This window comes from Streptomyces sparsogenes subsp. cuspidosporus (assembly GCF_039532705.1).
Taxonomy (GTDB): domain Bacteria; phylum Actinomycetota; class Actinomycetes; order Streptomycetales; family Streptomycetaceae; genus Streptomyces; species Streptomyces sparsogenes.
In genome coordinates, this window is sequence record NZ_BAAASD010000047.1 from 1 (window position 1) to 25,535 (window position 25,535).

General features: G+C 74.6%; 12 protein-coding genes. 10 read left to right on the forward strand and 2 right to left on the reverse strand.

The features are described from left to right. The 10 genes from ABFY07_RS35805 to rfbB all read left to right on the forward strand — a co-directional run. The coding region (locus ABFY07_RS35805; RefSeq protein WP_346178504.1) for an SDR family NAD(P)-dependent oxidoreductase at positions 1 to 3,573 on the forward strand (3,573 nt) is incomplete at its 5' end. An 11-nt stretch (positions 3,574 to 3,584) separates the two neighbouring features. Then, complete coding sequence (locus ABFY07_RS35810; RefSeq protein ID WP_346178505.1) at positions 3,585 to 10,157, forward strand: SDR family NAD(P)-dependent oxidoreductase; 6,573 nt, start codon at positions 3,585 to 3,587, stop codon at positions 10,155 to 10,157. A gap of 27 nt (positions 10,158 to 10,184) precedes the next feature. Continuing rightward, a complete protein-coding gene (locus ABFY07_RS35815) occupies positions 10,185 to 12,566 on the forward strand; it encodes a type I polyketide synthase (protein ID WP_346178506.1) in 2,382 nt (793 codons plus the stop codon). Positions 12,567 to 12,580: 14 nt separating this feature from the next. Beyond that, entirely contained in the window at positions 12,581 to 13,522 is a 942-nt protein-coding gene (locus tag ABFY07_RS35820) for a nuclear transport factor 2 family protein (RefSeq protein WP_346178507.1), read from the forward strand. Positions 13,523 to 13,586: 64 nt separating this feature from the next. Continuing rightward, positions 13,587 to 15,023: an NAD(P)/FAD-dependent oxidoreductase gene (locus tag ABFY07_RS35825; protein WP_346178508.1), complete on the forward strand. Its 1,437-nt coding sequence runs from the start codon at positions 13,587 to 13,589 to the stop codon at positions 15,021 to 15,023. Positions 15,024 to 15,085: 62 nt separating this feature from the next. Further along, positions 15,086 to 15,400, forward strand: coding sequence for an acyl carrier protein (locus tag ABFY07_RS35830; protein ID WP_346178509.1), 315 nt, complete (start codon positions 15,086 to 15,088; stop codon positions 15,398 to 15,400). Between the two features lie 69 nt (positions 15,401 to 15,469). Continuing rightward, positions 15,470 to 16,348 (forward strand): alpha/beta fold hydrolase, encoded by an 879-nt coding sequence (locus ABFY07_RS35835; protein ID WP_346178510.1) that lies wholly within the window; start codon positions 15,470 to 15,472, stop codon positions 16,346 to 16,348. A 1-nt stretch (position 16,349) separates the two neighbouring features. After that, complete coding sequence (locus ABFY07_RS35840) at positions 16,350 to 21,311, forward strand: type I polyketide synthase (protein ID WP_346178511.1); 4,962 nt, start codon at positions 16,350 to 16,352, stop codon at positions 21,309 to 21,311. After that, a complete protein-coding gene (gene rfbA, locus ABFY07_RS35845) occupies positions 21,312 to 22,220 on the forward strand; it encodes a glucose-1-phosphate thymidylyltransferase RfbA (protein ID WP_065957879.1) in 909 nt (302 codons plus the stop codon). Beyond that, on the forward strand, positions 22,217 to 23,212 hold the full coding sequence (gene rfbB, locus ABFY07_RS35850) for a dTDP-glucose 4,6-dehydratase (protein WP_346178512.1): 996 nt from the start codon (positions 22,217 to 22,219) through the stop codon (positions 23,210 to 23,212). Before rfbA ends, rfbB begins: the two co-directional genes overlap by 4 nt. Here rfbB and rfbH read toward each other — a convergent pair. Then, entirely contained in the window at positions 23,193 to 24,497 is a 1,305-nt protein-coding gene (rfbH, locus tag ABFY07_RS35855; protein ID WP_346178513.1) for a lipopolysaccharide biosynthesis protein RfbH, read from the reverse strand. The genes rfbB and rfbH overlap by 20 nt on opposite strands. After that, entirely contained in the window at positions 24,494 to 25,534 is a 1,041-nt protein-coding gene (locus tag ABFY07_RS35860; protein ID WP_346178514.1) for an NAD-dependent epimerase/dehydratase family protein, read from the reverse strand. The genes rfbH and ABFY07_RS35860 overlap by 4 nt, the downstream gene beginning before the upstream one ends. Position 25,535: the final 1 nt, after the last annotated feature.

Genomic DNA, 25,535 nt, shown 5'->3' on the forward strand with positions numbered 1-25,535 from the left:
GCCTTCACCGCGGGCCTGTCCGTGGACTGGAAGGCCTGGTACGGCGTGGACCCCGCCCCCGACGCACTGACCGGGGCCACCACCCCGGCCCCGCCCGTGCTCGACCTGCCCACCTACGCGTTCCAACGCCGGCACTACTGGATCGACCCCTCCACCATCGGCGGCCAGGGCGACCCCCACAGCCTCGGCCTCGCCTCCGCCGACCACCCGCTGCTCGGCGCCGCCGTCCGGGTCGCCGAGAGCGAGGAGGTGGTGCTGACGGGCCGGATCTCGACCGCCGGACACTCCTGGCTGGCCGACCACGCGGTGGCCGGCTCGGTGTTCCTGCCCGGCACGGCGTTCGTCGACCTCGCCGTGCGGGCGGGGGACGAGGTGGGCTGCGACCGCGTCGAGGAACTGGTCCTGGAAACCCCCCTCGTCCTCCCCGAGGAAGGGGCGCTCCAGCTCCAGCTCGTCGTCTCCGCGCCACGCCAGGACGGCGGCCGCGGCTTCACCGTCCACGCGCGCGCCGACGGCCCCGACGACACCGACCGGCCGTGGACCCGGCATGCGAGCGGCACCCTCACCACGGGTGCCCGGCCGGACGACTTCGACTTCACCCAGTGGCCCCCGGCCGACGCCGAGCCGCTGTCCCTGGACGGTCTCTACGCCGGCCTCGCCGAGGCGGGCTACGGCTACGGGCCGGCGTTCCGCGGTCTGAAGGCCGCCTGGCGCCGCGGGGACGAGGTGTTCGCCGAGGCCGCGCTCGCCGGTGAACTGCACGGGGAGGCCGGACGGTTCGGCCTGCACCCCGCCCTGCTGGACACCGCGCTGCAAGCCGGCGGCATCGGACAGGGCGGCCCGCCCGACGGGCGGATGCTGCTCCCGTTCACCTGGAACGGCGTGTCGCTGTACGCCACCGGCGCCTCGGCGCTGCGTGTCCGTATGGTCCCCAACGAGACGGCCGACGGGGTGTCGCTGAGTGTCGCGGACCCCTCGGGCCGTCAGGTCGCCTCCGCCGACGCGGTGGTCTTCCGCCCGGTCTCCCTGGAGCAGCTGAGCCGGGGCGGTTCCGAGCCCGACTCGCTCTACCGCGTCGAGTGGATCTCCGTCGAGCCCGGGCCGGAGGCGCTCGCCGACCGCGCCTGGGAGGTGGTGGGCGCCGACGGCCTCGGCATCACGGACGCGCTGGAACGCGCCGGACACGCCGTGCGCGCCACCACGGACCTCGAGGAGGCGGCGCGGTACGTCGACGACGGCGCCCCCGCGCCCGACCTGATGGTGCTGCCCTGCGCACCCCTCGCCGACAGAGCGACCGCCCTCGACCCCGGCCTCGCCACCGCGGTCCACGACGAGACCGCGCGGCTTCTCGGGGTCGTGCAACGCTGGCTCGCGGACGAGCGGTTCGCCGTCTCCCGGCTGGTGGTGGTCACCCGTGGCGCCCAGTCGACCAGCGGCGACGAAGGGGTCACCGACCTGGTGCACTCCGCCCTCTGGGGTCTGGTGCGCTCCGCACAGCTGGAGAACATCGACCGGTTCGTCCTGGTCGACCTGGACGGCACCGACCCGGACGCGGCGGCGCTGCTGCCCGGCGCCCTCTCCGCCGCCCTCGGGGCGGGCGAGCCGCAGGTGGCGGTGCGCCAGGGCGGAGTCGTCTGCCCGCGGCTGGCCCGCACCGGCCAGGACACCGCCCTCACCCCGCCGGACCTGCCCGCCTGGCGTCTGGACACCACCGACGCCGACGGCCCGGAAGGCCTCGCCCTGGTGCCCCACCCCGAGGCGGCGGCGCCGCTGGAGAAGGGCCAGGTCCGCATCGCCGTGCGGGCCGCGGGCCTGAACCTCCACGACCTCCGCACCGGCCCGGACACGCGTCCCGACCGCGGCGCCCCGGTCGGCGAGGGGGCCGGGGTGGTCGTCGAGACCGGGCCCGAGGTCACCGGGCTCGCCCCCGGCGACCGTGTGATGGGAGTCTTCCCCCGTGCGTTCGGCCCGCTGGCCGTCGCCGACCGGGACAGCGTCGTACCCCTGCCCGCCGGCTGGTCGTACGCCGACGCCGCCACCATGCTGGCCTCGACCGAGGTGGCCCCCGGGCGCGTCGGCGAGATCCTCACCGAGGTCGTGGACCTCATGGAGCGCGGCGTCCCGCGGCCCCTCCCGGCGAGGACCTGGGACCTGCGCCACGCCCCCGACGCGTTCCGGTACCTCGGCCGGGCCCGGCGTCCCGACAAGGTCGTGCTGACCCTCCCGGCGCCCCTCGACCCCGAGGGCACCGTACTGATCACCGGCGGCACCGGCACGATCGGCGGCGTGGTCGCCCGCCATCTGGTCACCACGCGGGGCGCCCGTCACCTGCTGCTGACGAGCCGCCGGGGCGCCGAAGCGCCCGGCGCCGCCGCGCTGCGCGACGAACTGACCGCCCTGGGCGCCGAGGTGACGGTTGCCGCCTGCGACGCCGCCGACCGCGACGCCCTGACGGAGCTGCTGGCGGACATCCCCGCGGCGCATCCGCTGACCGGCGTCATCCACGCCGCCGGCGTGATCGACGACGGCACCATCCCCTCCCTCACCGGCGAGCGGCTGCGCGCGGTGCTGCGGCCCAAGGTGGACGCGGCGGTCAACCTGCACCAGCTGACCCGGGAGAAGGACCTCGCGGTCTTCGTGCTGTTCTCGTCGACCGGCGGCGTGACCGGCGTCGGCGGCCAGGGCAACTACACGGCGTCCAACGCCTTCCTGGACGCGCTCGCCCAGGACCGCCGCGCCGCCGGGCTCCCCGGCCAGTCGCTCTCCTGGGGGTACTGGGAGCAGACCAGCGGCATCACCGGCACCCTGGACGAGCGCGACATCGCGCGCATGGAGCGCTCCGGTATCCGGGCGATGTCGTCCGAGCAGGGCCTGGCCCTGTTCGACGCGGCCGAGCGCCGGCCCGAAAGCCTGCTGGTGCCCGCCCGCCTCGACCCGGAAGCGCTGCGGGACCTCGCCGACGCCCATGTCCTGCCCCGCGTCCTCAGCGGCCTGGTGAGGCAGCCACCCGCCCGGCGCGCCGCCGCGGCGGGGCAGGCCGCCACCGGGGACGGCCCGACGATGGCGGAGCGCCTGGCGGGCCTCTCGGCGGCCGAGCAGGGCCGCACCCTGCTGGAGCTGGTGCGGCGCAATGTGGCGGCCGTGCTCGGACTCGGCGATGTCCTCGCGGTCGATCCGACACGGCCCTTCAAGGAGATCGGTTTCGATTCACTGACCGCGGTGGAGCTGCGCAACCGGCTCAGCCGGGCCACCGACACCACGCTGCCCTCCACCCTCGTCTTCGACATCCCCACCCCCGCGCTGCTCGCCGAGCACCTGCGGGAGCAACTGGTCTCCGAGGGGCTGAGCGGGTCGGAGGCCCTGATCCAGGAACTCGACCGGCTGGAGGACCACGTCGACCTGCTCCTCGACGACGGGGAACGGGACGCCGTGACGGCCCGCCTCGAAGCGCTGCTGGCGCGGTGCCGCCAGAAACCCACGGCTGCGGAGGGCCACGGCGTCGCGGAGCGGCTCCAGGACGCCTCGGCCGACGAAGTACTCCAGTTCATCGACTCCCACCTGGGAAGGGCCTGAAAGAGGACGCCATGGCGAACCAGGAACAGCTGGTCGACTACCTCAAACGGGTGGCGACCGACCTGCATGACACTCAGCAGCGCCTCCGCGAGGTGGAGGCCCGGGACCGCCGGCCGATCGCGATCGTCGGCATGGCCTGCCGGTTCCCCGGTGGCGCGGACACGCCGGAGGCCCTGTGGGAGCTGGTGTCCGAGGGCCGCGACGTGATCTCCCCCATGCCCGACGACCGGGGCTGGGACCCCGGCATGTTCAACGACTCGGGCGAGACCGGCACCAGTTATGTGCGCGAGGGCGGATTCGTCCACGACATCGCCGACTTCGACGCCGACTTCTTCGACATCAACCCGCGCGAGGCGCTGGCCATGGACCCCCAGCAGCGCCTGCTGCTGGAGACCTCCTGGGAGGCCATCGAGCGCGCCCGCATCGACCTGACCTCGCTGCGCGGCAGCAAGACCGGGGTCTTCGTCGGCGGCAGCACCGTCTACTACGCGGGGAACGCCGCGGGCGTGCCGCAGGACGTCGCCGGGTACCTGGCCACCGGGCTGGCCGCCAGCTCGATGTCCGGCCGCATCTCCTACACCTTCGGCTTCGAGGGCCCCTCCTTCACGGTGGACACCGCCTGCTCCTCGTCCGGGGTGGCCCTGCACCTGGCGGTGCAGGCCCTGCGCAGGGGAGAGTGCTCCCTCGCGCTGGCCGGCGGGGTGTGCGTGATGGCGACCCCCGGCACCTACCTGGAGTTCAGCAAGCTGAACGGGCTCGCGGCCGACGGCCGGTGCAAGGCGTTCGCGGCGGCGGCCGACGGCTTCGGGCCCGCCGAGGGGGTGGGCGTTCTGCTGGTGGAACGGCTCGCGGACGCCGAGCGCCTCGGGCACCCCGTGCTCGCCGTGATCCGCGGCTCCGCGATCAACCAGGACGGCGCCTCCAACGGCCTCACCGCGCCCCATGGCCCCGCCCAGGAACGCGTCATCCGCGCGGCGCTGGCCGACGCCCAGCTGTCCCCCCGGGACATCGACGTGGTGGAGGCGCACGGCACCGGCACCTCGCTGGGCGACCCCATCGAGGCACAGGCGCTGATCGCCGCCTACGGCCGGCGGCGCGCCGACGGCGGCCCGCTGTGGCTGGGCTCGGTCAAGTCCAACATCGGGCACACCCAGGCCGCCGCCGGCATGGCCGGGGTGATCAAGATGGTGCACGCGTTGCGCGAGGGCCTCCTGCCGCGCACCCTGCACGTGGACGAACCCACCCCTCAGGTGGACTGGTCCGAGGGCACCGTGCGGCTGCTCACCGAGGCGCGGCCGTGGCCCGAGACCGGCGGTCCACGCCGGGCCGGCGTGTCCTCCTTCGGCATGAGCGGCACCAACACCCACGTCATCCTCGAACAGGCCCCGCCGGCCGAGGAGCCCGCCCCCGCCGCCGAGTTGCCGGTCGTCCCGTGGCTGGTGTCCGGGCGTGGCGAGGCGGCGCTGCGCGCCCAGGCCGCCCGGCTGCGGGACTTCCTCGCCGAGCGGCCGGAGGCGAGCCCCACCCGCGTCGGGATCGCCCTGGCCGGCTCGCGCGCCGCGCAGTCGCACCGCGCCGCCGTGGTCGCCGCCGACCGCGGCGCCCTCCTGGCCGGGCTGGGCTCGCTGGCCGAGGGAACCCCCGCCGGCCACGTCGTCACGGGCGCGGTGAACCCCGGCGCGACGGCGTTCGTCTTCCCCGGCCAGGGCTCGCAGTGGGCCGGCATGGCCCTCGCCCTGGCCGACGCCTCACCGGTGTTCGCCGAACACTTCCGCCGCTGCGCCGAAGCGGTCGAACGGCACACCGACTACACCGTGGAGTCGGTGCTGCGAGCCGATCCCGGCGCCCCCTCGCTGGAGCGGGTGGACGTGGTCCAGCCCGTGCTGTGGGCCGTGATGGTGGCCCTCGCCGAGCTGTGGCGTTCCCACGGAGTGGAGCCCGCGGCCGTGGTGGGCCACTCCCAGGGCGAGATCGCGGCGGCGTGCGTCGCGGGCGTCCTGTCGGTGGACGACGCCGCCCGCGTCGTGGTGCTGCGCTCCCAGGTGCTTCCCGAGCTGTCCGGCCGTGGCGGCATGGCCTCCGTGGCGCAGCCCGTCGAGCTGGTGGAGAAACACCTGGAGCGCTGGGACGGGCGGCTGAGCGTGGCCGCCGTCAACGGCCCCTCCTCGACCGTGGTCTCCGGCGACGCCGACGCCCTCGAGGAACTGCTGGAGGGCTACGAGGCCGACGGCGTGCGCGCCCGGCGCGTCCCGGTGGACTACGCCTCGCACTGCGCCCACGTCGACGCGCTGCGCGACCCGCTGCTCGAGGCCCTGGCGGGCATCGAGCCGAAGGCCGGCACCGTCCCGCTGTACTCGACCGTCACCGGGCGGCGTATCGACGGCACCACCATGGGCGCCGACTACTGGTACACCAACCTCCGCCGGCAGGTGAGGTTCCAGGAGGCCACCGAGGCGCTTCTGGCCGACGGGCACGGCGTGTTCATCGAGTGCAGCCCGCATCCGGTCCTCACCATCGGCGTGCAGGAAACCATGGACCAGTCGGGGGCCAACGCCACGGCCCTCGGCACCCTGCGCCGGGACGAGGGGGGCTGGGACCGCTTCCTCCTCGCGCTGGGCCAGGCCCACGCCCATGGCGCCACGGTGGACTGGAGCGCGGTGTTCCCGGACGGGACCAGCCCCGCCGACCTGCCCACCTACGCGTTCCAGCGGCGGCGCTACTGGCTGGACGCCACCGCCGGCGCGGCGGGCGACCCCACGAGCCTCGGCCTCGCGCCGGCCGACCACCCGCTGCTGGGAGCCGTCACCGTCCTCGCCGAGGGCGACGAGGTGGTCCTGACCGGCCGGCTCGGCCTGGACACCCATCCGTGGCTGGCCGACCACGCGGTGGCCGGCGCGGTGCTGGTGCCCGGCGCCGTGTTCGTGGAACTGGCCGTCAGGGCCGGTGACGAGGTGGGCTGCGACCGCCTCGAGGAAATGGTGCTGGCGAGCCCGCTGGTCCTCCCCGAGCAGGGCGGCTTCGACCTCCAACTCGTGGTGGGCGGCCCCGACGAGGACGGCCGCCGCACGCTCGGAGTGTACGCCCGCCCGTCCGGGTCCGACCGGCCGTGGAGCCGGCACGTCACCGGCGTCCTGGCGGCCGGCGGGGCCGCCCGGCCGTTCGACCTCGCCCAGTGGCCGCCCGAAGGTGCCCAGCCCGTGCCCGTGGAGGGCTGCTACGACCAGCTCGCCGAGGGCGGCTACCGCTACGGCCCCGCCTTCCGCTCGCTGCGCGCCGTGTACCGGCGCGAGACGGAGGTGTTCGCCGAGGTCGTCCTCCCGGAGGAGCAGCGCGGGAAGGCCGCCGCGTTCGGCATCCACCCCGCTCTGCTGGACGGCGCGCTGCACGCCAGCGGACTGAGCGCGGTGCGCGGCGACAGCGAAGGCCGGATGGCGCTGCCGTTCGCCTGGAACGGCGTGTCGCTGGCCGCCACCGGCGCCGAGTTGCTGCGCGTCAGACTCGCGCCGGTCGGCGACGACGGCATGTCCGTCCAGGCCACCGACGCCTCGGGACACCCGGTGATCTCCATCGAGGCCCTGGTGACGCGGCCGTTCACGGCCGAGCAACTCCCGGGCGGCGGCGAGGACACCGGGGACACGCTCCTCCGGGTGGCGTACACCCCCCTGACCGGCCCCCGGACCGGCGCCCCCACCGACGACTGGGCCGCGATCGCCACCGGCACCGAGCCCACCCACCACGGAGTGCGCCGCTACGAGGACCTCGACGCGCTCGCCGCCGCGGTGGACGGCGGCCTGCCCGCCCCGCCGGCGGCCCTGCTGCCCTGCGAACCGGTGCCGGACGACGGGGACCTCCCCGGCACGCTGCGCCGCCGGCTGGGCGAGGTGCTGCACACCGTCCAGCGCTGGCTCGCCGACGAGCGGTTCGCCGCCTCCCGGCTGGTGGTGGTCACCCGCGGCGCGGTCGCCGCCGCCGAGGGCGAGGACGTCACCGACCTCGTCCACGCCCCGGTGTGGGGCCTGATCCGCTCCGCGCAGTCCGAGCATCCGGACCGGCTGGTCCTGGTGGACCTGGAGGGGCCCGAGCTGCCGGAGGCGGTCGCCGCGGCGGTGGCCGCCGGCGAGCAGCGGATCGTCGTCCGCGACGGGACGGTGCGGGTCGCCGGCCTGGTCCCCGCGGCCTCCGGCGGCGCGCTGACGCTGCCGGAAGACCCCGACTGGCGGCTGGACATCGCCGGGCCCGCCACGCTGGAGAACCTGGGCCTGGTGGCGGCGGAGGAACCCGGGCCGCTCGCCCCCGGCCGGATCCGCGTCCGGGTCCGCGCCGCCGGCGTCAACTTCCGGGACGTGCTGATCGCGCTCGGGATGTACCCGGGCGACGGGGCGTTCCGCGGCAGCGAGGGCGCGGGGGTGGTGGTCGAGGCGGCCCCGGACGTCACGTCGGTGGCCGTCGGCGACCGCGTGATGGGCATGTTCCAGGGGGCCTTCGGCTCGACCGCCGTGGCGGACGCCCGCTCCGTCGTGCCCGTCCCGGCGGGCTGGACCGACGAGCAGGCGGCGGCCGTGCCGATCGCGTTCGTGACCGCCTGGTACGGGCTGGTGGACCTCGCCGGGCTCAAGGCGGGCGAGTCGGTCCTCGTCCACGCCGCCACCGGCGGCGTGGGCACGGCGGCCGTGCAGATCGCCCGCCACCTGGGCGCCGAGATCTACGCCACCGCCGGCCCGGGCAAACACGCCGTGCTGGAGGCGATGGGCATCGACGAGGCCCACCGCGCCTCCTCCCGCGACCTGGACTTCGAGGACACCTTCCGCGCCGCCACCGGCGGCCGCGGCGTCGACGTGGTCCTCAACAGCCTCACCGGCGAGCACACCGACGCGTCCCTGCGCCTGCTGGCCGAGAAGGGCCGGTTCGTGGAGCTGGGCATGACCGACGTCCGCGACCCCGAGCAGCTCGCCGGGCCGTACCCCGGCGTCCGCTACCGCGTCCTCGACCTGAGGGAGCCGGGAGAGGACGGCATCGGCCGCATGCTGACCGGGATCCTCGGCCGGTTCGCGCGCGGCGAGCTGACCCACCCCGCGGTCCGCGCCTTCGACATCCGCCGGGCGCGCGACGCGTTCCGGCTGATGAGCCGCGCCGCTCACATCGGCAAGATCGTGCTGACGCTGCCGAGGCCGCTCGACCCGGAGGGCACGGTCCTGGTCACCGGTGGCACCGGCACCCTGGGCGGCCTGATCGCCCGCCACCTGGTGACCCGTCACGGGGTGCGGCACCTGCTGCTGACCAGCCGCCGGGGCCCCGAGGCACCCGGCGCCCCCGCCCTGCGCGAGGAGCTCGCCGCGCTGGGCGCCACCGTGACCGTCACGGCCTGCGACGCCGGCGACCGCGAGCGGCTCGCCGAGGTGCTGGCCGCCGTCCCCGACGCCCACCCGCTGACCGGGGTGGTGCACTGCGCCGGCGTGCTCGACGACGGCATGGTCGAGGCGCTGACCCCCGAGCAACTGGCCCGGGTGCTGCGGCCGAAGGCCGAGGCCGCGCTGCATCTGCACGAGCTCACCCAGGGCGCCGACCTGGCGCTGTTCGTGCTGTTCTCCTCCATCGTCGGGGTGTACGGCAACCCCTCGCAGGCCAACTACGCCGCCGCCAGCACCTTCCTGGACGCCCTGGCCCACCACCGCCGGGCCCACGGGCTGCCCGCGCAGTCCCTGGCCTGGGGGATGTGGGAGGAGACCAGCGCGCTCACCGGCGAGCTGGACGACGGCACCCGGCAGCGCATCCGCCAGGCCGGTATGGATCCGCTGCCCACCGAACAGGCCCTGGCGCTGTTCGACCGGTCGTACGCCGCGGGCGACGCGCTGCTGGTCCCGGTCCGGCAGTCCGCGGCGGCCTCGCGTGGCGGCCCGGCCGCCGGCCGCGGCAGGGCACGGCGGGTCGCGGACAGCGGCGTGGCGGGCAGCGGCGGCCCGTCGCTGGCGGACCGGGTCGCCGCGCTGCCGGAGGCGGAACGCGACCGCTGTGTGCTGGAGGCGGTGCGCGCGCACATGGCGGCCGTCCTCGGCCACGGCTCGGCCGGCGAGATCGCCCCCGACCGGACGTTCAAGGAGCTGGGCTTCGACTCGCTGACCGCCGTCGAGCTGCGCAACCGGCTCTCGGCCGCCACCGGCCTGCGCCTGCCCGCCACGCTCGTCTTCGACTTCGCCGACCCCGTGGCGCTGGCCGAGCACCTGCGCGAGCGGATCGCCCCGCCCACCGAGCTGGGCCCGCCCACCGAGCTGGGCCCGCCCACCGGTCCGAGCGCCCCCGCCGACCCGAGCCCGCCCCCCGGCCTGCCGGAGGGCCCGTCCACCGATCCGCGCGAGAGCCGGGTCCGGCAGGTGCTGGCCGCCGTCCCGCTGCGCCGGCTGGAGGAATCCGGCCTGCTGGAGGCACTGCTGCGGCTGGGCGACGAGGGGCCCGGGGAAGCGGACACCACGGGGGCGCGACCCGCGGACGGACCCCGCGACGACACCCTCGCCCCCGATTCCGCGGACATCGCCTCCATGGACCTCGAGGAACTGGTGAACGCGGCCTTGCGCAACGACGAGTCCTGACGTGTGCCGTCCCTTCGGAGGAATGTCATGACAGTGGCCGACGCCAAGGTCGTCGAGGCCCTGCGCACCTCGCTCCTGGAGGCCGAGCGGCTGCGCAGGGAGAACGAGCGGCTGCGCGCGGCACCCCGGGAGCCCGTCGCCATCACCGGGATGGCCTGCCGCTACCCCGGGGGTGTCGAGTCGCCGGACGACCTGTGGACACTGCTGACCGAGGAGCGGGACGCGATCGGCGCCTTTCCCACCGACCGGGGCTGGGACCTGGACGGCCTGTGCGGGCCGGACGCCCACCCGGATGTGCGCAGCGCGGTCGGGGAGGGAGGCTTCCTCGGCGACGCCGGCGTGTTCGACCCGGCGCCGTTCGGGATCTCCCCGGGCGAGGCCGCGGTGATGGACCCTCAGCAGCGGCTGCTGCTGGAGACCACCTGGGAGGCGTTCGAACGGGCCGGGATCGACCCGCGGTCGGTCCGCGGCGGGCGCTGCGGCGTCTTCGTGGGCACCACCGGCCAGGATTACACCCCGCACCTGAAGGACGTCCCCGACGAGCTGCTCGGCCACCTCGCCTCCGGCGGGTCGCGCGCCGTGCTCTCCGGCCGCCTCGCCTCCGTCTTCGGCCTCGAAGGGCCCACCGCCACCCTCGACACCGCCTGTTCCGGTTCCCTGGTGGCGCTGCACCTGGCCTGCCAGTCGCTGCGCGGTGGCGAGTGTTCCATGGCCCTGGCCGGCGGAGTCACCGTGATGTCCAGCCCGGAGACGTTCATCGGGACCGGCCGGGGGATAGGGCTGCCCGCCGCCACCCGCTGCCGCTCGTTCGCCGACGGGGCCGAGGGGATCGCCTTCGCCGAGGGGGTGGGCGTGGTGCTCCTGGAGCGCCTCTCCACCGCCCGCGCGCACGGGCGGCCCGTGCTCGCCGTCATCCGCGGCAGCGCGATCGGCCAGGAAGGCACCAACAACGGCGTGAGCGCGTCGAACGGCCCCGCCCAGCAGCGGCTGATCAGACAGGCGCTGGCCGCCGCGGGGCTCCAGCCGCACGAGATCGACGCCGTCGAGGGTCAGGGCACCGGCGGCCTGCTCAGTGACGCGGTGGAGGCCCAGGCGCTGGCGTCCGTCTACGGAGCGGACCGCCCGGCCGACCGCCCGCTGCTGCTGGGGGCGGTGAAGTCCAACCTCGGCCACACGCAGGGGGCCAGCGGCATGGCCGGGGTGATCAAGACGGTCCAGGCCATGCGCCACGGCGTCCTGCCGCGCACCCTGCACACCGAGGTGCCCTCACCGCACATCTCCTGGAAGCGGGGCCGGATCCGGCTGCTCACCGCCGCCACGCCCTGGCCCGGGACCGGCCGGCCACGGCGGGCCGGGGTGTCCGCGTTCGGATTCGGCGGCACCAACGCACACGTCATCCTCGAACAGGCGCCGCACGAAGACGAGCCGTCCCCGGCACCCGAAGCGGAAGGAGGGCCGGGGAGCGCCGGCGTGGTGCTCTGGCCGCTCTCCGGCTGCGACCCCGACGCGCTGCGCGCCCAGGCGGCCCGGCTGCTGGCCCACCTCGACGAGCGGCCCGGCCTCCGGCCGGACGACGTCGGACTGTCGCTGGGGACGTCCCGGGCCGCGCTGGAACACCGCGGCGTGGTCGTCGGCGAGAGCCGCCAGGAGCTGCTGGACGGACTGCGGGCCCTGGCCGAGGGAACACCCGCGCCCCACGTCACGCGGGACGTGATCGGACGCCGGCCCCGGCTCGTCGTCCTGTTCACGGGCCACGCCCCCGCGCCCGGCACCGGCAAGCAGCTGTACGACGCCTTCCCGGCGTTCGCCGGCGCGTTCGACACGGTCTGCGCCGCGCTCGACGCCCACCTGGGCTTCCCCGCCCGGGACGCGATGCTCACCGGCGCGGATCCCATCTCGGTGGCCGTCCCCGGCCCGGCCCGGGCCTTCGCGATCCAGGTGGCGCTGTTCCGGCTGGTCGAGTCGTGGGGGACGCGGCCCGGCGCGGTGCGCGGCCACGGCATCGGCCGCCTCGCCGAGGAGCACGTCAGCGGGCGGCTGCCACTGCCCGACGCCTGCGCGGCGCTGACCGGCCCGCACGAGGACCCGGGCCCGCCGCGGGACTTCGCCGGCCAGGTCCGCGACCTGGCCGGAGACGGCACGGTCTACCTGGAACTGGGCGGCCACGAGGTGGCCGGACTCCTCGACGGCGCGGGGGCGCACGCGGTGGCCGCGCTGCGGCCCGGCGTCGCGGAGGTCACCTCCGCTGCCGCCGCCCTCGCCCGGGCGCACGCCCGCGGCGCCGCCGTGGACTGGCGGGCGGTGTTCGGGCCCGGCGCCCGCCGCGTCGAGCTGCCCACCTACGCCTTCCGGCGCGGACGGTACTGGCGCGCCGTGTTCGACATGAGCCTGGTACGGCCCGACCGGTAAGCAGAGGAGACACGGTGCTCAACGAGCGCACCCGAAAGAAGATCGCACGCGAACACAGCCGGCGCCTCAGCGAGGGCGACATCGACGGGCTTCTCGGCCTGTACGCCGAGGACGTCACGTTCGAGGCCCCCGTCGGGGCCGGCCGCCTGGCCGGCCACGAGGCGCTCCGCGCGCACTTCGAGAGCGCCGTCGCCGGAAACGTCGACGAGACGATCGTGGAGTCGGTCGTGGGACAGGACGGCACACACGTGCTGTCCCGGATCACCGCGGTCATGGACTACCGGCCCAGCGGCCCGCTGTACGCCGACCGCGGCTGGCTGCCCGCGCCCGAGGGCGCGGAGCCGACCGCCCTGCGCTGCCACTACGCGTTGCTGCTGCGCGTCGGCGAGTCCGGCCTCATCGAGGACATGCGAGCGTACTGGGGCAAACCCGACCTGGAGACCTCGGTCGACGGCAGGTCGGGGCCGTTCGCCGGGCCTTCGGTGATCGACCCCGACGAGGCGGCCCTCAGGGAGCTGCCCCACAACTACCTCCGGCTGCTGCAGAAAGGGGACGTGGAAGGGACCGTCGCCCTGTTCACCGACGACATCGTCTTCGAGGACCCGGTGGGCGGCCTCTTGCTGCGCGGCAAGGACGCCCTGCGCGAGCACGCGTTCCGGGGCTCCGAGGGCAAGGTGCACGAGATGCTGGGCCGGCTCGTCACGTCGATGGACGGACGGTTCGTGGTGGTCCTGGGGGACGCCCGGGTCTACGTCCCGGCCCGGATGCGCATGCGCATGATCACCATCTGTGAGGTCAACGAGGACCGCCTGGGCGCGCACATCCAGGGGTTCTGGGGCCTCACCGACATGACGATCGGGATCCCCGACGACGACACCGCACCGGAGCCGGCGCCGGACACCGCGCGGCGGCCGGAACGGAAAGACGCACTTAAGCCGTTCGGGACACCCTCGTAATGGGCGCCCTGGGCGAAAGGCCAGTGTCCGCGCAGACGAGCCCGCTCCGAGAGGACTTGGTGCCATGACCACACCGACACGTGCCGTTGTGCTGGGCGGCGGATGGGCCGGCATGCTCACCGCCCATGTGCTGGCCCGCCACCTGGAATCCGTGACCGTGGTGGAGCGTGACATCCTGCCCGACGGGCCGCACCACCGTAAGGGGCAGCCCCAGGCCCGCCACGTCCACGTCCTGTGGTCCAGCGGCGCGGGCATCGTCGAGAACCTGCTGCCGGGCACCTCCGAACGGCTGATGGCGGCCGGCGCCCGCCGGATCGGCTTCCAGCGCGACCTGGTGACCCTGACGGCCTGGGGCTGGCAGTACCGCTTCCCCGCGACCGCGTACGCCATGATGTGCACCCGCCCCCTGCTCGACTGGGTGGTGCGCGACCAGATCCTCTCCGGCGGCCGGATCGAGGTGGAGCACGGCACCGAGGCCGTCGAGCTGGCCGGGGACCGCTCCCGGGTCACCGGGGTGCGGGTTCGGGACACGGGCGGCGGCGAGCCCAGGCTGCTGGAGGCCGACCTGGTGGTGGACGCCACGGGGCGCGCCTCGCGCCTCGGCCACTGGCTGGCGGCCCTCGGCCTGCCGGCCGTCGAGCAGGACGTGGTCGACGCCGGCATCGGCTACGCCACCCGCATGTTCAAGGCGCCCGAGGGCGCGGACGGAAACTTCCCCGCGGTCCAGGTCGCAGCCGATCCCCTCACCCGGCAACCGGGCCGCTTCGGCGTGGTCTACCCGCAGGAGGGCGGTCGCTGGCTGGTCACCCTGACCAGCACGCGCGGTGCTCCGCTGCCCAGCGACGAGGACGAGTTCACCGGCTACGCCAAGGTGTTGCGGCACTCGATCGTCAGCGACCTCATGAGCGTCGCCGAGCCCATCAGCCCCATCTTCCAGTCGCACTCGGGAGCCAACCGGCGCATGTATCCCGAGCGGATGCCGCGGTGGCCGGAGGGCCTGCTGATCCTCGGCGACTCGCTGGCGGCGTTCAACCCGGTCTACGGCCACGGCATGAGCGCGGCCGCCCGCGCCGCCGAGGCCCTGGACAAGCAGCTGGCCCGCGACGGCTTCGGCGAGGGCGGCACCCGGCAGGTCCAGCGCGCGCTCAGCGAGGTGGTCGACGACCCCTGGATCATGGCCGGGCTCAACGACATCCAGTACGTCAACTGCCGCAACCTCTCCAGCGACCCGCGGCTGACCGGCCCGGACGTCGCCGAGCGGCTCAGGTTCTCGGACTTCCTCTCCGGCAAGTCGATCCGCTCGCCGAAGGTGTGCGAGGTCACCACCGGCGTGCTGAGCCTGAACGCGCCGCAGAAGGCCCTCGGCGACTCCCGCTTCCTGTCGCTGCTGCGCACCGACACCAGCTACCCGGAGCTGGTCGAACCGCCGTTCCACCCCGAGGAGCTGGAGATGGTCGGGCTCAAGCCGTCCGGCATCGCCGCGAAGGGCGCCCTCGGCTAGCCCACCGCACCAGACCACGACGTACTCCCGCCAGCCCGATACGACACCGAGAGGGTGCAGCCATGGAACCCCACGAGGAAGCCACTCACGACGAGCAGTTCGCCGCGCGTCTCGCGTCCGCGACACCGGAGGAACGCCAGCGGCTGCTGGCCGGGCAGGTGCTCCACCGGGCCTCCGAGGTCCTCGACGTCCCCGCGCTGGACGAGGAGAGCAACTTCCTGGAGAACGGCCTGAGCTCGCTGAGCGCCGTGCAACTGGCCAAGAGCCTGATGAGCGACACCGGCCTCGAGGTCCCCCTCGTCGCGATCGTCGAGCACCCCACCTCCACCCTGCTCGGCAAGTACCTCGCGGAGACCTACGAGGCGGATGCGGCCTAGCCCGCGCCGCGATACCGCTCGACCGGTCACCGTCTCAACCCCTCTCCCAGCAGGCAAGGGATCCCCGCCATGAAGCTGTCCGTCCCGGTAGACCACGCAGTGCATGTGAACGTGCGGCACCGGCCGGGCCGCGACGGTCGGCCGTTCCTGCTGCTCCACGGGCTGGGGTCCAACGCCCGGCTGTGGGACGAGGTCGCCGACCTGCTCGCGGCCGCCGGCCATCCCGTCTACGCGCTCGACATGCGCGGACACGGTGACTCCGACCTGCCGGAGCACGGGTACGACAACGCCACCGCCGTGGCGGACCTGGTGGCCGTCTGCCGCGAGCTGCGGCTGACCGGAGCCCTGTTCGCCGGCCACTCCTGGGGCGGAAACCTCGCGGTGCGGCTCGCGGCCCAGCACCCCGAGCTGGCCGCGGGCCTCGCGCTGGTGGACGGCGGCTGGATCGGCTTCGTCGACACCTCCCGTTACGCCCCCACCCGGGAGAAGAGCGTGGAGCTCGCCGGATGGTGGCGCGACGTCACCGGAACCACCGAGGAGACCATGCGGGAACTCCTGCGGGGCCTCCACCCGAGGTGGTCGGAGACCGCCGTCTCGGCGAGCCTCGCCGACATGGTGCGAGGGCCGGACGGGCTGCTCGTGCAGCGGCTGCCGCTGGAGCACTACATGTCGCTCGCGGACAGCATGTGGCAGGACCCGCCCGCCCGCTGGTACCCCGACATCACGGTGCCCGTCCTGCTGCTCGTCGCCCTGCCCGCCCACGCCGCGTCCTGGGGCAGCTACGCCCGGAAGTGGGTGGCGGAGGCCGAGGCGGCCATCCCGCGGGCGGAGTCCCGCTGGTACGTCGACACCGACCACAACCTCCACGTGGAAGAACCCGAGCGGGTGGCCGGTGACCTGCTCGACCTGGCGCGCCTCGTGGACAAGCCGGCGCGGGAACGGCCCTGACATGGCGAACGACGAGAAGAAGCTCCTCGACTACCTCAAGCGCGTGACGGCCGATCTGCGCGAGACCCAGCGCCGGCTGAAGGACGTCGAGTACGCCCGCCACGAACCCGTCGCGATCATCGGCATCGGCTGCCGGTTCCCCGGCGGTGTGGAGTCCCCCGAGGACCTGTGGGACATGGTCGCCGCCGGCCGCGAGGGCACCGGCGGCCTGCCCGCCGACCGGGGCTGGGACCTCGAAACGCTCTACGACCCCGAACCCGGGCACCCGGGCACCAGCTATGTCCGAGCGGGCGGCTTCCTCCGCGACGCCGACCGGTTCGACGCCGCGTTCTTCGGGATCAGCCCGAACGAGGCGGTCACCATGGCCCCCCAGCAGCGGCTGGCGCTGGAGCTGGCCTGGGAGGCCGTCGAACACGCCCGCATCGACCCGCACACCCTGCGCGGGAGCGCCACCGGCACCTACCTCGGCTGCGACGGCCTCGACTACTTCCTCAACTCCTTCCAGGTGCCCGAGGGCGCGGCGGGCCAGCTGACGACCGGCAACTCGCCGAGCGTGGTCGCCGGACGCGTGGCGTACACCCTCGGCCTGGAGGGCGCCGCGGTGACGCTGGACACCGCCTGCTCCTCGGCGCTGGTCGCCATCCACCTGGCGTGCCAGGCGCTGCGGGAGGAAGAGGTGACGCTGGCGCTGGCCGGCGGGGTGTACGTGATGTCCTCACCGGCACCGCTGATCGGATTCAGCGAGCTGCGCGCCCTGGCCCCCGACGGCCGTGCCAAGCCCTTCTCGGCGGACGCCGACGGCATGAACCTCGCCGAGGGAGCCGGCGTCGTGCTGCTGGAGCGGCTGTCCGACGCCCGCCGCAACGGACACGAGGTGCTCGCGGTCATCCGCGGCTCCGCCGTCAACGAGGACGGTGCCAGCAACGGTCTGACCGCGCCGAACGGGCCCTCACAGCAGCGCGTCATCCAGCAGGCGCTGGCCAACGCCCGGCTCTCGCCGGCGGACGTGGACGCGGTGGAGGCACACGGGACGGGCACCGGCCTCGGCGATCCGATCGAGGCCCAGGCGCTGCTGGCCACCTACGGCCAGGAGCGGCCCGCGGAGCGGCCGCTGTGGCTGGGGTCGGTCAAGTCGAACATCGGGCACACCCAGATCGCCGCCGGCGCCGCGGGCGTCATCAAGATGGTCATGGCGCTGCGCCACGCCACGTTGCCGCGCTCCCTGCACATCGGCACGCCCACCCCGCACGTGGCCTGGGACTTCGGCGCGGTGCGGCTGCTCGACGAGGCCGTCGGGTGGCCCCGCGCCGAGCGGCCCCGGCGGGCGGGCGTGTCCGCCTTCGGTTTCTCGGGGACCAACGCGCACCTGATCCTGGAAGAGGCACCCTCGGACTCACCCCCCGCCGCTGAACCCGCCGCGCCCGCGGAGGGACACGCCGGGATCGTCACGCCCTGGGTGCTGTCCGCGCGCAGCGCGTCCGCACTGCGCGGCCAGGCCCGGCGGCTGCTCGACGCGGCGGCCGACGCCGACCCGCGGGCGGTGGGCTGGTCACTGGTGTCCACGCGCTCGGTGTTCGAGCACAGGGCGGTCGTCACCGGATCCGACACCGGGACGCTGCGGGAGCGGCTCGGCGCGCTGGCGGCGGGGGAGCCGGCGCCCGGAGTGGTGACCGGCGCGGCGGGCGCGCCGGGCGCCGGAGTGGTGCTGGTGTTCCCCGGCCAGGGCTCCCAGTGGCCCGGGATGGGCGCCGAACTGCTCGCCTCCGCACCGGTGTTCGCCGCCCGCATCGCGGAGTGCGAGGCGGCGCTCGCCCCGTATGTGGACTGGTCCCTGACGGATGTGCTGCGGGGCGCGGACGGCGCCGCCGACCTCGGCCGCGTCGATGTGGTCCAGCCGGTGCTGTGGGCCTCGATGGTGTCCCTGGCCTCCCTGTGGGCCCACCACGGCGTCACACCCGCGGCGGTCGTCGGGCACTCCCAGGGCGAGATCGCGGCCGCGTGCGTCGCGGGCGCGATGTCGCTCCAGGAGGGCGCCCGGGTGGTGGCCCTGCGCTCGCAGGCGCTGCGGGCGCTGGCCGGCCGAGGCGCGATGGCCTCCCTCGGCGTGGACCCGGACACGGCCGACCGGCTCGTCGCCGACCTGGGCGACGCGGCGTCCGGCGTGGGCGTGGCGGCGCTCAACAGCCCGTCCTCCACCGTGGTGTCCGGCCCGCCCGACGCGGTGGCGGCCGTCGTCTCCGCCTGCGAGGCCACCGGCGCGCGGGCCCGCGCCATCGACGTGGACTACGCCTCGCACGGCCCCCAGGTGGACGAGATCGCCGACGATGTGAGGTCCCGCCTCGCCGGGGTCCGCGGACAGGCCACGGACGTCGTGTTCCATTCGACCGTGACCGGCGGCCCCCTGGACACCACCACCCTGGACGCCGACTACTGGCTGAGGAACCTGCGCCGGCCCGTCCGGCTCACCGAGGCGGTCGACGCGGCTCTGGCCGCGGGACACCGGATGTTCATCGAAGTCAGCACCCACCCCGTGGTCCTCCCGGCGCTCCAGCAGTGCTTCGAGTCCGCGCAGGCCGCCGCCGTGGCGCTGGGCACCCTGCGGCGCGACCAGGGCGGCCCGGAACAGCTGGCCACCGCGCTCGGCCAGGCGTTCACCGCCGGAGCGCCCGTCGACTGGCGACCCTGGTTCGCCGGCCCGCCCGCCCCCCGGACCGTGGCCCTGCCCACCTACGCGTTCGACCGCGAGCGCTACTGGCTCCCCCCGGCCCGTGCCACCCGCGGCGACGGCACCCAGGACCCCGCCGAGGCAGAGCTGTGGGGCGCCATCGAGGACCACGACATCGAGGCGCTGAAGCGGCTGCTGGAGCCGGACGGCGGCGCCGGCGACGCCGAGGACGTCACGGAGGACATCGAGGCGCTGCGCCCCGCCCTGCCGGTGCTGTCCACCTGGCGCCGCCGCCACCGCGAACGCGTCACCCTGGCGTCATGGCGCCACCGGATCCGGTGGACGACGCTGCCCGAGCCCTCCGGGCCGGCGCCGAGCGGCACCTGGCTGCTGCTCGTCCCCGCCGGTCACGAGGAGCATCCGGCGGTGCGGACGGTGACCCGGGCCCTGACCGAGCACGCCGCCGACGCCGCCACCTGCCTCCTGGACCCCCTCGCCACCGGCCGCCCGGAACTCGCCGAACGGCTGGCCGCCCTGGCCTTGGACCACGCCCCCGCCGGGGTGCTCAGCCTGCTCGCGCTCGACGAGCGCACCCGCCCCGAGCACCCGGCCCTGCCCGCCGGGCTCGCCGCCACCGTGACGGCCGTCCAGGCGCTCGGCGACGCGGGGATCACCGTGCCGCTGTGGTGCGTGACCCAGGGCGCGGTGTCCACCGGCCACGACGACGTGCTGTCGCACCCCCTCCAGGCCCAGACCTGGGGCCTGGGCCGGGTGGCCGCGCTGGAACACCCCGACCGGTGGGGCGGCCTGGTGGATCTGCCGGCCGAGCCCGACGAGCGGACCGAGGCACGGCTGGCGGCCCTGCTGGCCGGCCCGCCGGCGGACGGCCGGGCCGAGGACCAGGTGGCGATCCGGGCCGGCGGGGCGCTGGCGCGCCGCCTCGTCCAGGCGCCCCCCGGGCGGCCCGCCGACCGGGCGTGGCAGCCCCGCGGCAGTGTGCTGATCACCGGCGGCACCGGAGGCGTCGGCGCGCTGCTGGCCCGCTGGGCGGCCGAACGCGGGGCAGCGCACCTCGTCCTCACCAGCCGGCGGGGCCCCGACGCGCCCGGCGCCGGGGAACTGGCCGCCGAACTGCGCGGCCTGGGCGCCACGGTGACCCTCGCGGCCTGCGACGCGGCCGACCGGGACGCCATGCGGGGCGTACTGGACGCGATCCCCGCCGAACACCCGCTGTCCGCCGTCATCCACGCCGCCGGGGTCAGCGAGCAGAACCTCATCGCCGACGTGGACGACGAACACCTGAGCCGCACGCTCGCCCCCAAGGCGCTCGCGGCCCGGCACCTCCACGAGCTCACCCGGCACCTCGACCTCTCCGCGTTCATCCTGTTCTCCTCGGTCTCCGCGGCCTGGGGCAGCGGGCAGCAGGCCGCCTACGCCGCCGCCAACGCCTACCTGGACGCCCTCGCCGAGCACCGCCGCGGCCTCGGCCTGCCCACCACCTCAGTGGCCTGGGGGCTGTGGGGCGAGGTGGGCATGGCCACCGCGCCCGAGGAGGTCGACGCCTTCCGCCGCCGCGGCATCCACCCCCTCGACCCCGCCCTGGCCGTCGCCTCCCTCCAACAGGCGGTCGAACGCCGGGAGACCAGCGCCGTGATCGCGGCGGTCGACTGGCGGCGCTTCCTCACGGGCTTCACCGCGCTGCGCCCCAGCCCCCTGCTGTCCGACCTCCCCGAAGCCGCCGAGGCGCGCGCCGGGGAAGCGGGCCCGGCGAAGGAGGAGGCCGATCCGCTGCGGCGCAAGCTCGTCGGCCGCACACCGGCCGAGCAGCACCACATCCTCGTACGGCATGTGCAGGCACACGCGGCCGGCACCCTCGGCCACGCCTCGGCGGACGCCGTACCGCCCACCAAGCCGTTCCAGGAGCTGGGCTTCGACTCGATCACCGCCGTCCAGCTGCGCGACCGGCTGGGCGCCGGCACCGGGCTGCGGCTGCCCACCACGGTGCTGTTCGACTACCCGACGGCCGAGGAACTCGCCCGCCACCTGTACGACCTGCTCACCGCCGACGCGGCCTCCGGCGAAGAGCGGATCATGGCGCAGCTGGACGGCTGGGACGCCGCCGGCGCGCCGGACGCCGTCGACGAGGCCGCCCGCTCCCGGATCGCCGCCCGACTGCGGCTCCTGGCCGACAAGTGGAGCGACACCGCCGACGGCGCCACCGGGTCCCACGACGACCTGGAATCGGCGTCGGCGGAAGAGATATTCGACCTGATCGCCACCGAATTCGGGAAGCACTAGATGAAGGGCATCATTCTCGCGGGCGGAAACGGAACACGGCTTCAGCCCCTGACCCTGGCGGGGTCGAAGCAGCTCGTGCCCGTTTACGACAAGCCCATGATCTACTATCCGCTGTCCGTCCTCATGTTCGCGGGCATCCGCGACGTCCTGATCATCAGCCGCCCCACCGAACTGCCCCAGTTCCGCCAGCTCTTCGGCGACGGCCGACACCTGGGGCTGAACATTTCCTATGCCGTCCAGGAAAAGCCGCGGGGAATCGCCGACGCCTTCCGGGTCGGCGCGGATCACATTCGCGGTGAGGAGTGCGCGCTGATTCTGGGCGACAACCTCTTCCACGGCGCGAATCTGCCCGCGCTGCTCCGCAGAAGCGTGCAGCGGCTGCGCGGATGTGTGCTGTTCGGGCACGAGGTCGCCGATCCCCGGCAGTTCGGCGTCGCCGAAATCGACGACCGCGGCAGGTTGCTGTCCATCGAGGAGAAGCCGGAGCGGCCCCGGTCGAACCTGGCCATTCCCGGCCTGTACTTCTTCGACGGCGGTGTCGTCGACGTGGCCAAGCGCCTGGTCCCCTCGGCCCGGGGCGAACTGGAGATCACCGATGTGCTGCGGGCCTATCTGGAGGAGGGCAGGGCCGACCTGGTGTGGCTCGGCAGGGGCGTCACCTGGCTGGACACCGGCACCCACGAGACCCTCCTGGACGCGGGCCGCATGGTGCGCGACGTACAGCACTACCAGGGCACCCGGCTCGGCTGTGTCGAGGAGATCGCCATGTACATGGGATTCATCGAACCCGACGACTGTCACGCGCTCGGCGCCGAGATGAGCAACTCGCCCTACGGCCAGTACGTCATGGACCGTGCGCGCTCGTACCGGGACGGCCTGCCGCCCCTGCGGTTCCTGGAGGAAATATGAGGCTTCTCGTCACCGGCGCCGCGGGGTTCATCGGCTCCACCTACGTGCGCGGGCTCCTGGCGCGGGGCGGTGCCGGGCGGGGCCCCGCCGTCTCCCATGTCACGGTGCTGGACAAGCTCACCTACGCCGGGACGCTGAGCAACCTCGAGACCGCCGACCCCCGGCTGACGTTCGTCCACGGCGACATCTGCGACGCCGAGCTGGTCGACACGCTCATGAAACAGGCCGGTCAGGTGGTCCACTTCGCCGCCGAATCCCATGTGGACCGCTCCATCACCGGCGCCGACGCGTTCGTGCGCACCAATGTCGAAGGCACCCATACGCTTCTGGAGGCGGCCCTGCGGCACGGTGTGGAGCGTTTCGTCCACGTCTCTACCGACGAGGTCTACGGCTCGGTCGAGACCGGGACCAGCCCCGAGACCGCGCCCCTGGACCCCAATTCGCCCTACGCCGCCTCCAAGGCCGCCTCGGACCTGATCGCCCTCTCCTACCACCGCACCCACGGGCTGGATGTGCGGGTCACCCGGTGCAGCAACAACTACGGGCCCCACCAGTTCCCCGAGAAGATCATCCCGCTGTTCATCACCAACCTGCTGGACGGCGAGGACCTGCCGCTGTACGGCGACGGGCTCAATGTGCGCGACTGGCTGCACGTCGAGGACCACTGCCACGGCGTGGACCTGGTGCGCACCAAGGGACGTCCCGGCGAGATCTACAACATCGGCGGCGGCACCGCGCTGACCAACCGGGAGCTGACCGGCCGGCTGCTGGAGGCCTGCGGCGCCGACTGGAGCCGCGTACGCCACGTCGCGGACCGCAAGGGACACGACCGGCGCTACGCGGTCCGGGACGACAAGGCCAGGGAGGAACTCGGCTACCGCCCGCGGCACGACTTCGCGGCCGGGCTGGCCGAGACGGTCGCCTGGTACCGGGACAACCGCTCCTGGTGGGAGCCGCTCAAACGCTCCGCGCTCACCGGTGGCTCCCGATGAACTCGGTGATGGAGGAGACCATGAAGTCGATCATCTCCTCGGTCAGCCCCGGATAGACGCCCACCCAGAACGTGTGCTCGGTGACGATGTCGCTGTTCGCCAGATCGCCGCACACCCGGTGCGGCGCTTCGGCGTGCGCGGGGTGGCGCGTCAGGTTCCCGGCGAACAGCCGGCGGGTGCCGATCTTGCGGGACTCCAGGAAGTCGACCAGCTCGGCGCGGCTGAACGGGGCCCGCGGATCGACGGTCAGGACGAACCCGAACCAGCTCGGATCGGAGCGCGGCGTCGCCTCCGGCAGGATCAGCCACGGCAGCCCGTCCAGCCCCTCGCGCAGCCGCCGCCAGTTGCTCCGCCGGGCCGAGCAGAACGCGTCGAGCTTGTCGAGCTGGGTCAGCCCGAGCGCCGCCTGGAGGTCGGTCGACTTCAGGTTGTACCCGACGTGGGAGAAGATGTACTTGTGGTCGTAGCCGGCCGGCAGGGTGCCCATCTGGTACCCGAACCGCTTGCGGCAGGTGTCGCTCTCGCCCGGCTCGCACCAGCAGTCCCGGCCCCAGTCCCGCAGCGACTCCACGATCCGCGCCAGGACCAGGTTCGAGGTCAGCACACAGCCGCCCTCCCCCATGGTCAGATGGTGTGCGGGGTAGAAGCTGACGGTCGTCAGATCGCCGAACGTCCCCGCCGGCCGCCCGTCGTAGGTGGAACCCACGGCGTCGCAGGTGTCCTCGATCAGGACCAGGTCGTGGTCCTGGGCCAGCCGGGCCATCTCCGTGGCCTCGAAGGGGTTGCCCAGCGTGTGCGCCATCATGATCGCCCGGGTGCGCGGCCCGATCGCCTCCGCCACCCGCTCGGCCGTGGCGTTGTACGTCCCCAACTCGACGTCCACATAGACCGGGACAAGCCCGTTCTGCAGGATCGGATTGACGGTGGTGGGGAAGCTCGCCGCCACCGTGACGACCTCGTCGCCCGGGCGTAACCGGCGGTCGCCCAGCAGATGGGAGGTGAGCGAGGAGAGCGCCAGGAGGTTCGCGGACGACCCGGAGTTCGTCAGGTGCGCCTTGCGGCGCTTCATCCGGCGCGCGAAGGCCGACTCGAACTTCCGGGAGAGCTTGCCCGCGGCGATCCGCATCTCCAGCGCGGCCCGCACCAGCGCGACCCGGTCCTCCTCGTCGAGCACCGCGCCGGAGGGCCAGATCTCGGTGACCCCGGGGATGAAGCCCCGCCCCTCCTGGCTGTCCTGGTGGTACTTGCGCACCTCGTCGAGGATGCGCTCGACCCGTTCGCTCATCTGCTGTCCTTCCCATGGCTGTTCCGGGGTCCGATGGCCGTCGCCGCTCCTGCCGCCGCGGGCCGCGGCGCGCCGACGGCGGCGAGCAGATCGCGCAGTGACTCCCGCAGGGTCCGGCGCGGCGCCCAGCCCAGGAGCCGCCGCGCACGTCCGATGTCCAGTCGCTGCCAGGCCGCGTCGGAACGCGTCCGGCGCAGCACGGGGTCCTCGACGACCCGCACCGGGCGCCCGCTGAGGGCGATCATCAGGTCGACCAGCCGGCGCACGGGCACCGCCTGGCCGCTGCCGATGTTGACGACGGCGCCGGTGACGGCGGCGACCGGCGCCAGGGCCGCCGCGACCACCGCGTCGGCCACGTCCCGGACGTCCACCAGGTCGCGGTGGTCGCGCAGGGGTGCGAGCCGCAGCTCGTCGCGGCCGGCCGCCAGATGCGCGGCCACCGCCCCGGCCAGGCTGCTCGCCGGGGCGCCCGGGCCGCAGGCGACGGAGACCCGCAGCACGGTCCCGGCGACACCCAGCTCGGCGGCGGCCCGCAGGACGGCCTGCGAGCCGCTCAGCTTGGTACGGCCGTAGACGGTGGTCGGGGCGGGCGGCCAGTCCTCCGCGATCGCGGTCCCCGGGCGGGCCGGGCCGTACTCGTAGGCGCTGCCCAGATGGATCAGCCGCGGCCGGTCCGGTATGCGGGCGACGGCCCCGGCCAGCCGGCCGACCAACTCGCTGTTGGCCTCGGCCATCTGCCGTTCGCCGCCGCCCCACACCGCGCCCGAGGCGTTCACCAGCACCCGGGCCCCCGCATCGGCGCACAGCCGGGCCAGCTCGTCGGGCCCGGCCGCGGTCAGATCCAGGCGCACCGAACGGCAGCCGTCGTCGTCCACACCGTCGGCCGCGCCGCGCGAAACCCGCACCACCTCGGCGCCCGCACCACCGAACGCGGAGCATATGTGCCGCCCCAGGTAGCCGGAGCCGCCCAGCACCAGGACCGGCGTACCGGCCAGCGTTCGGTCACCGCGGGGTGGGGGCACCGGTGAGGCGGCCATG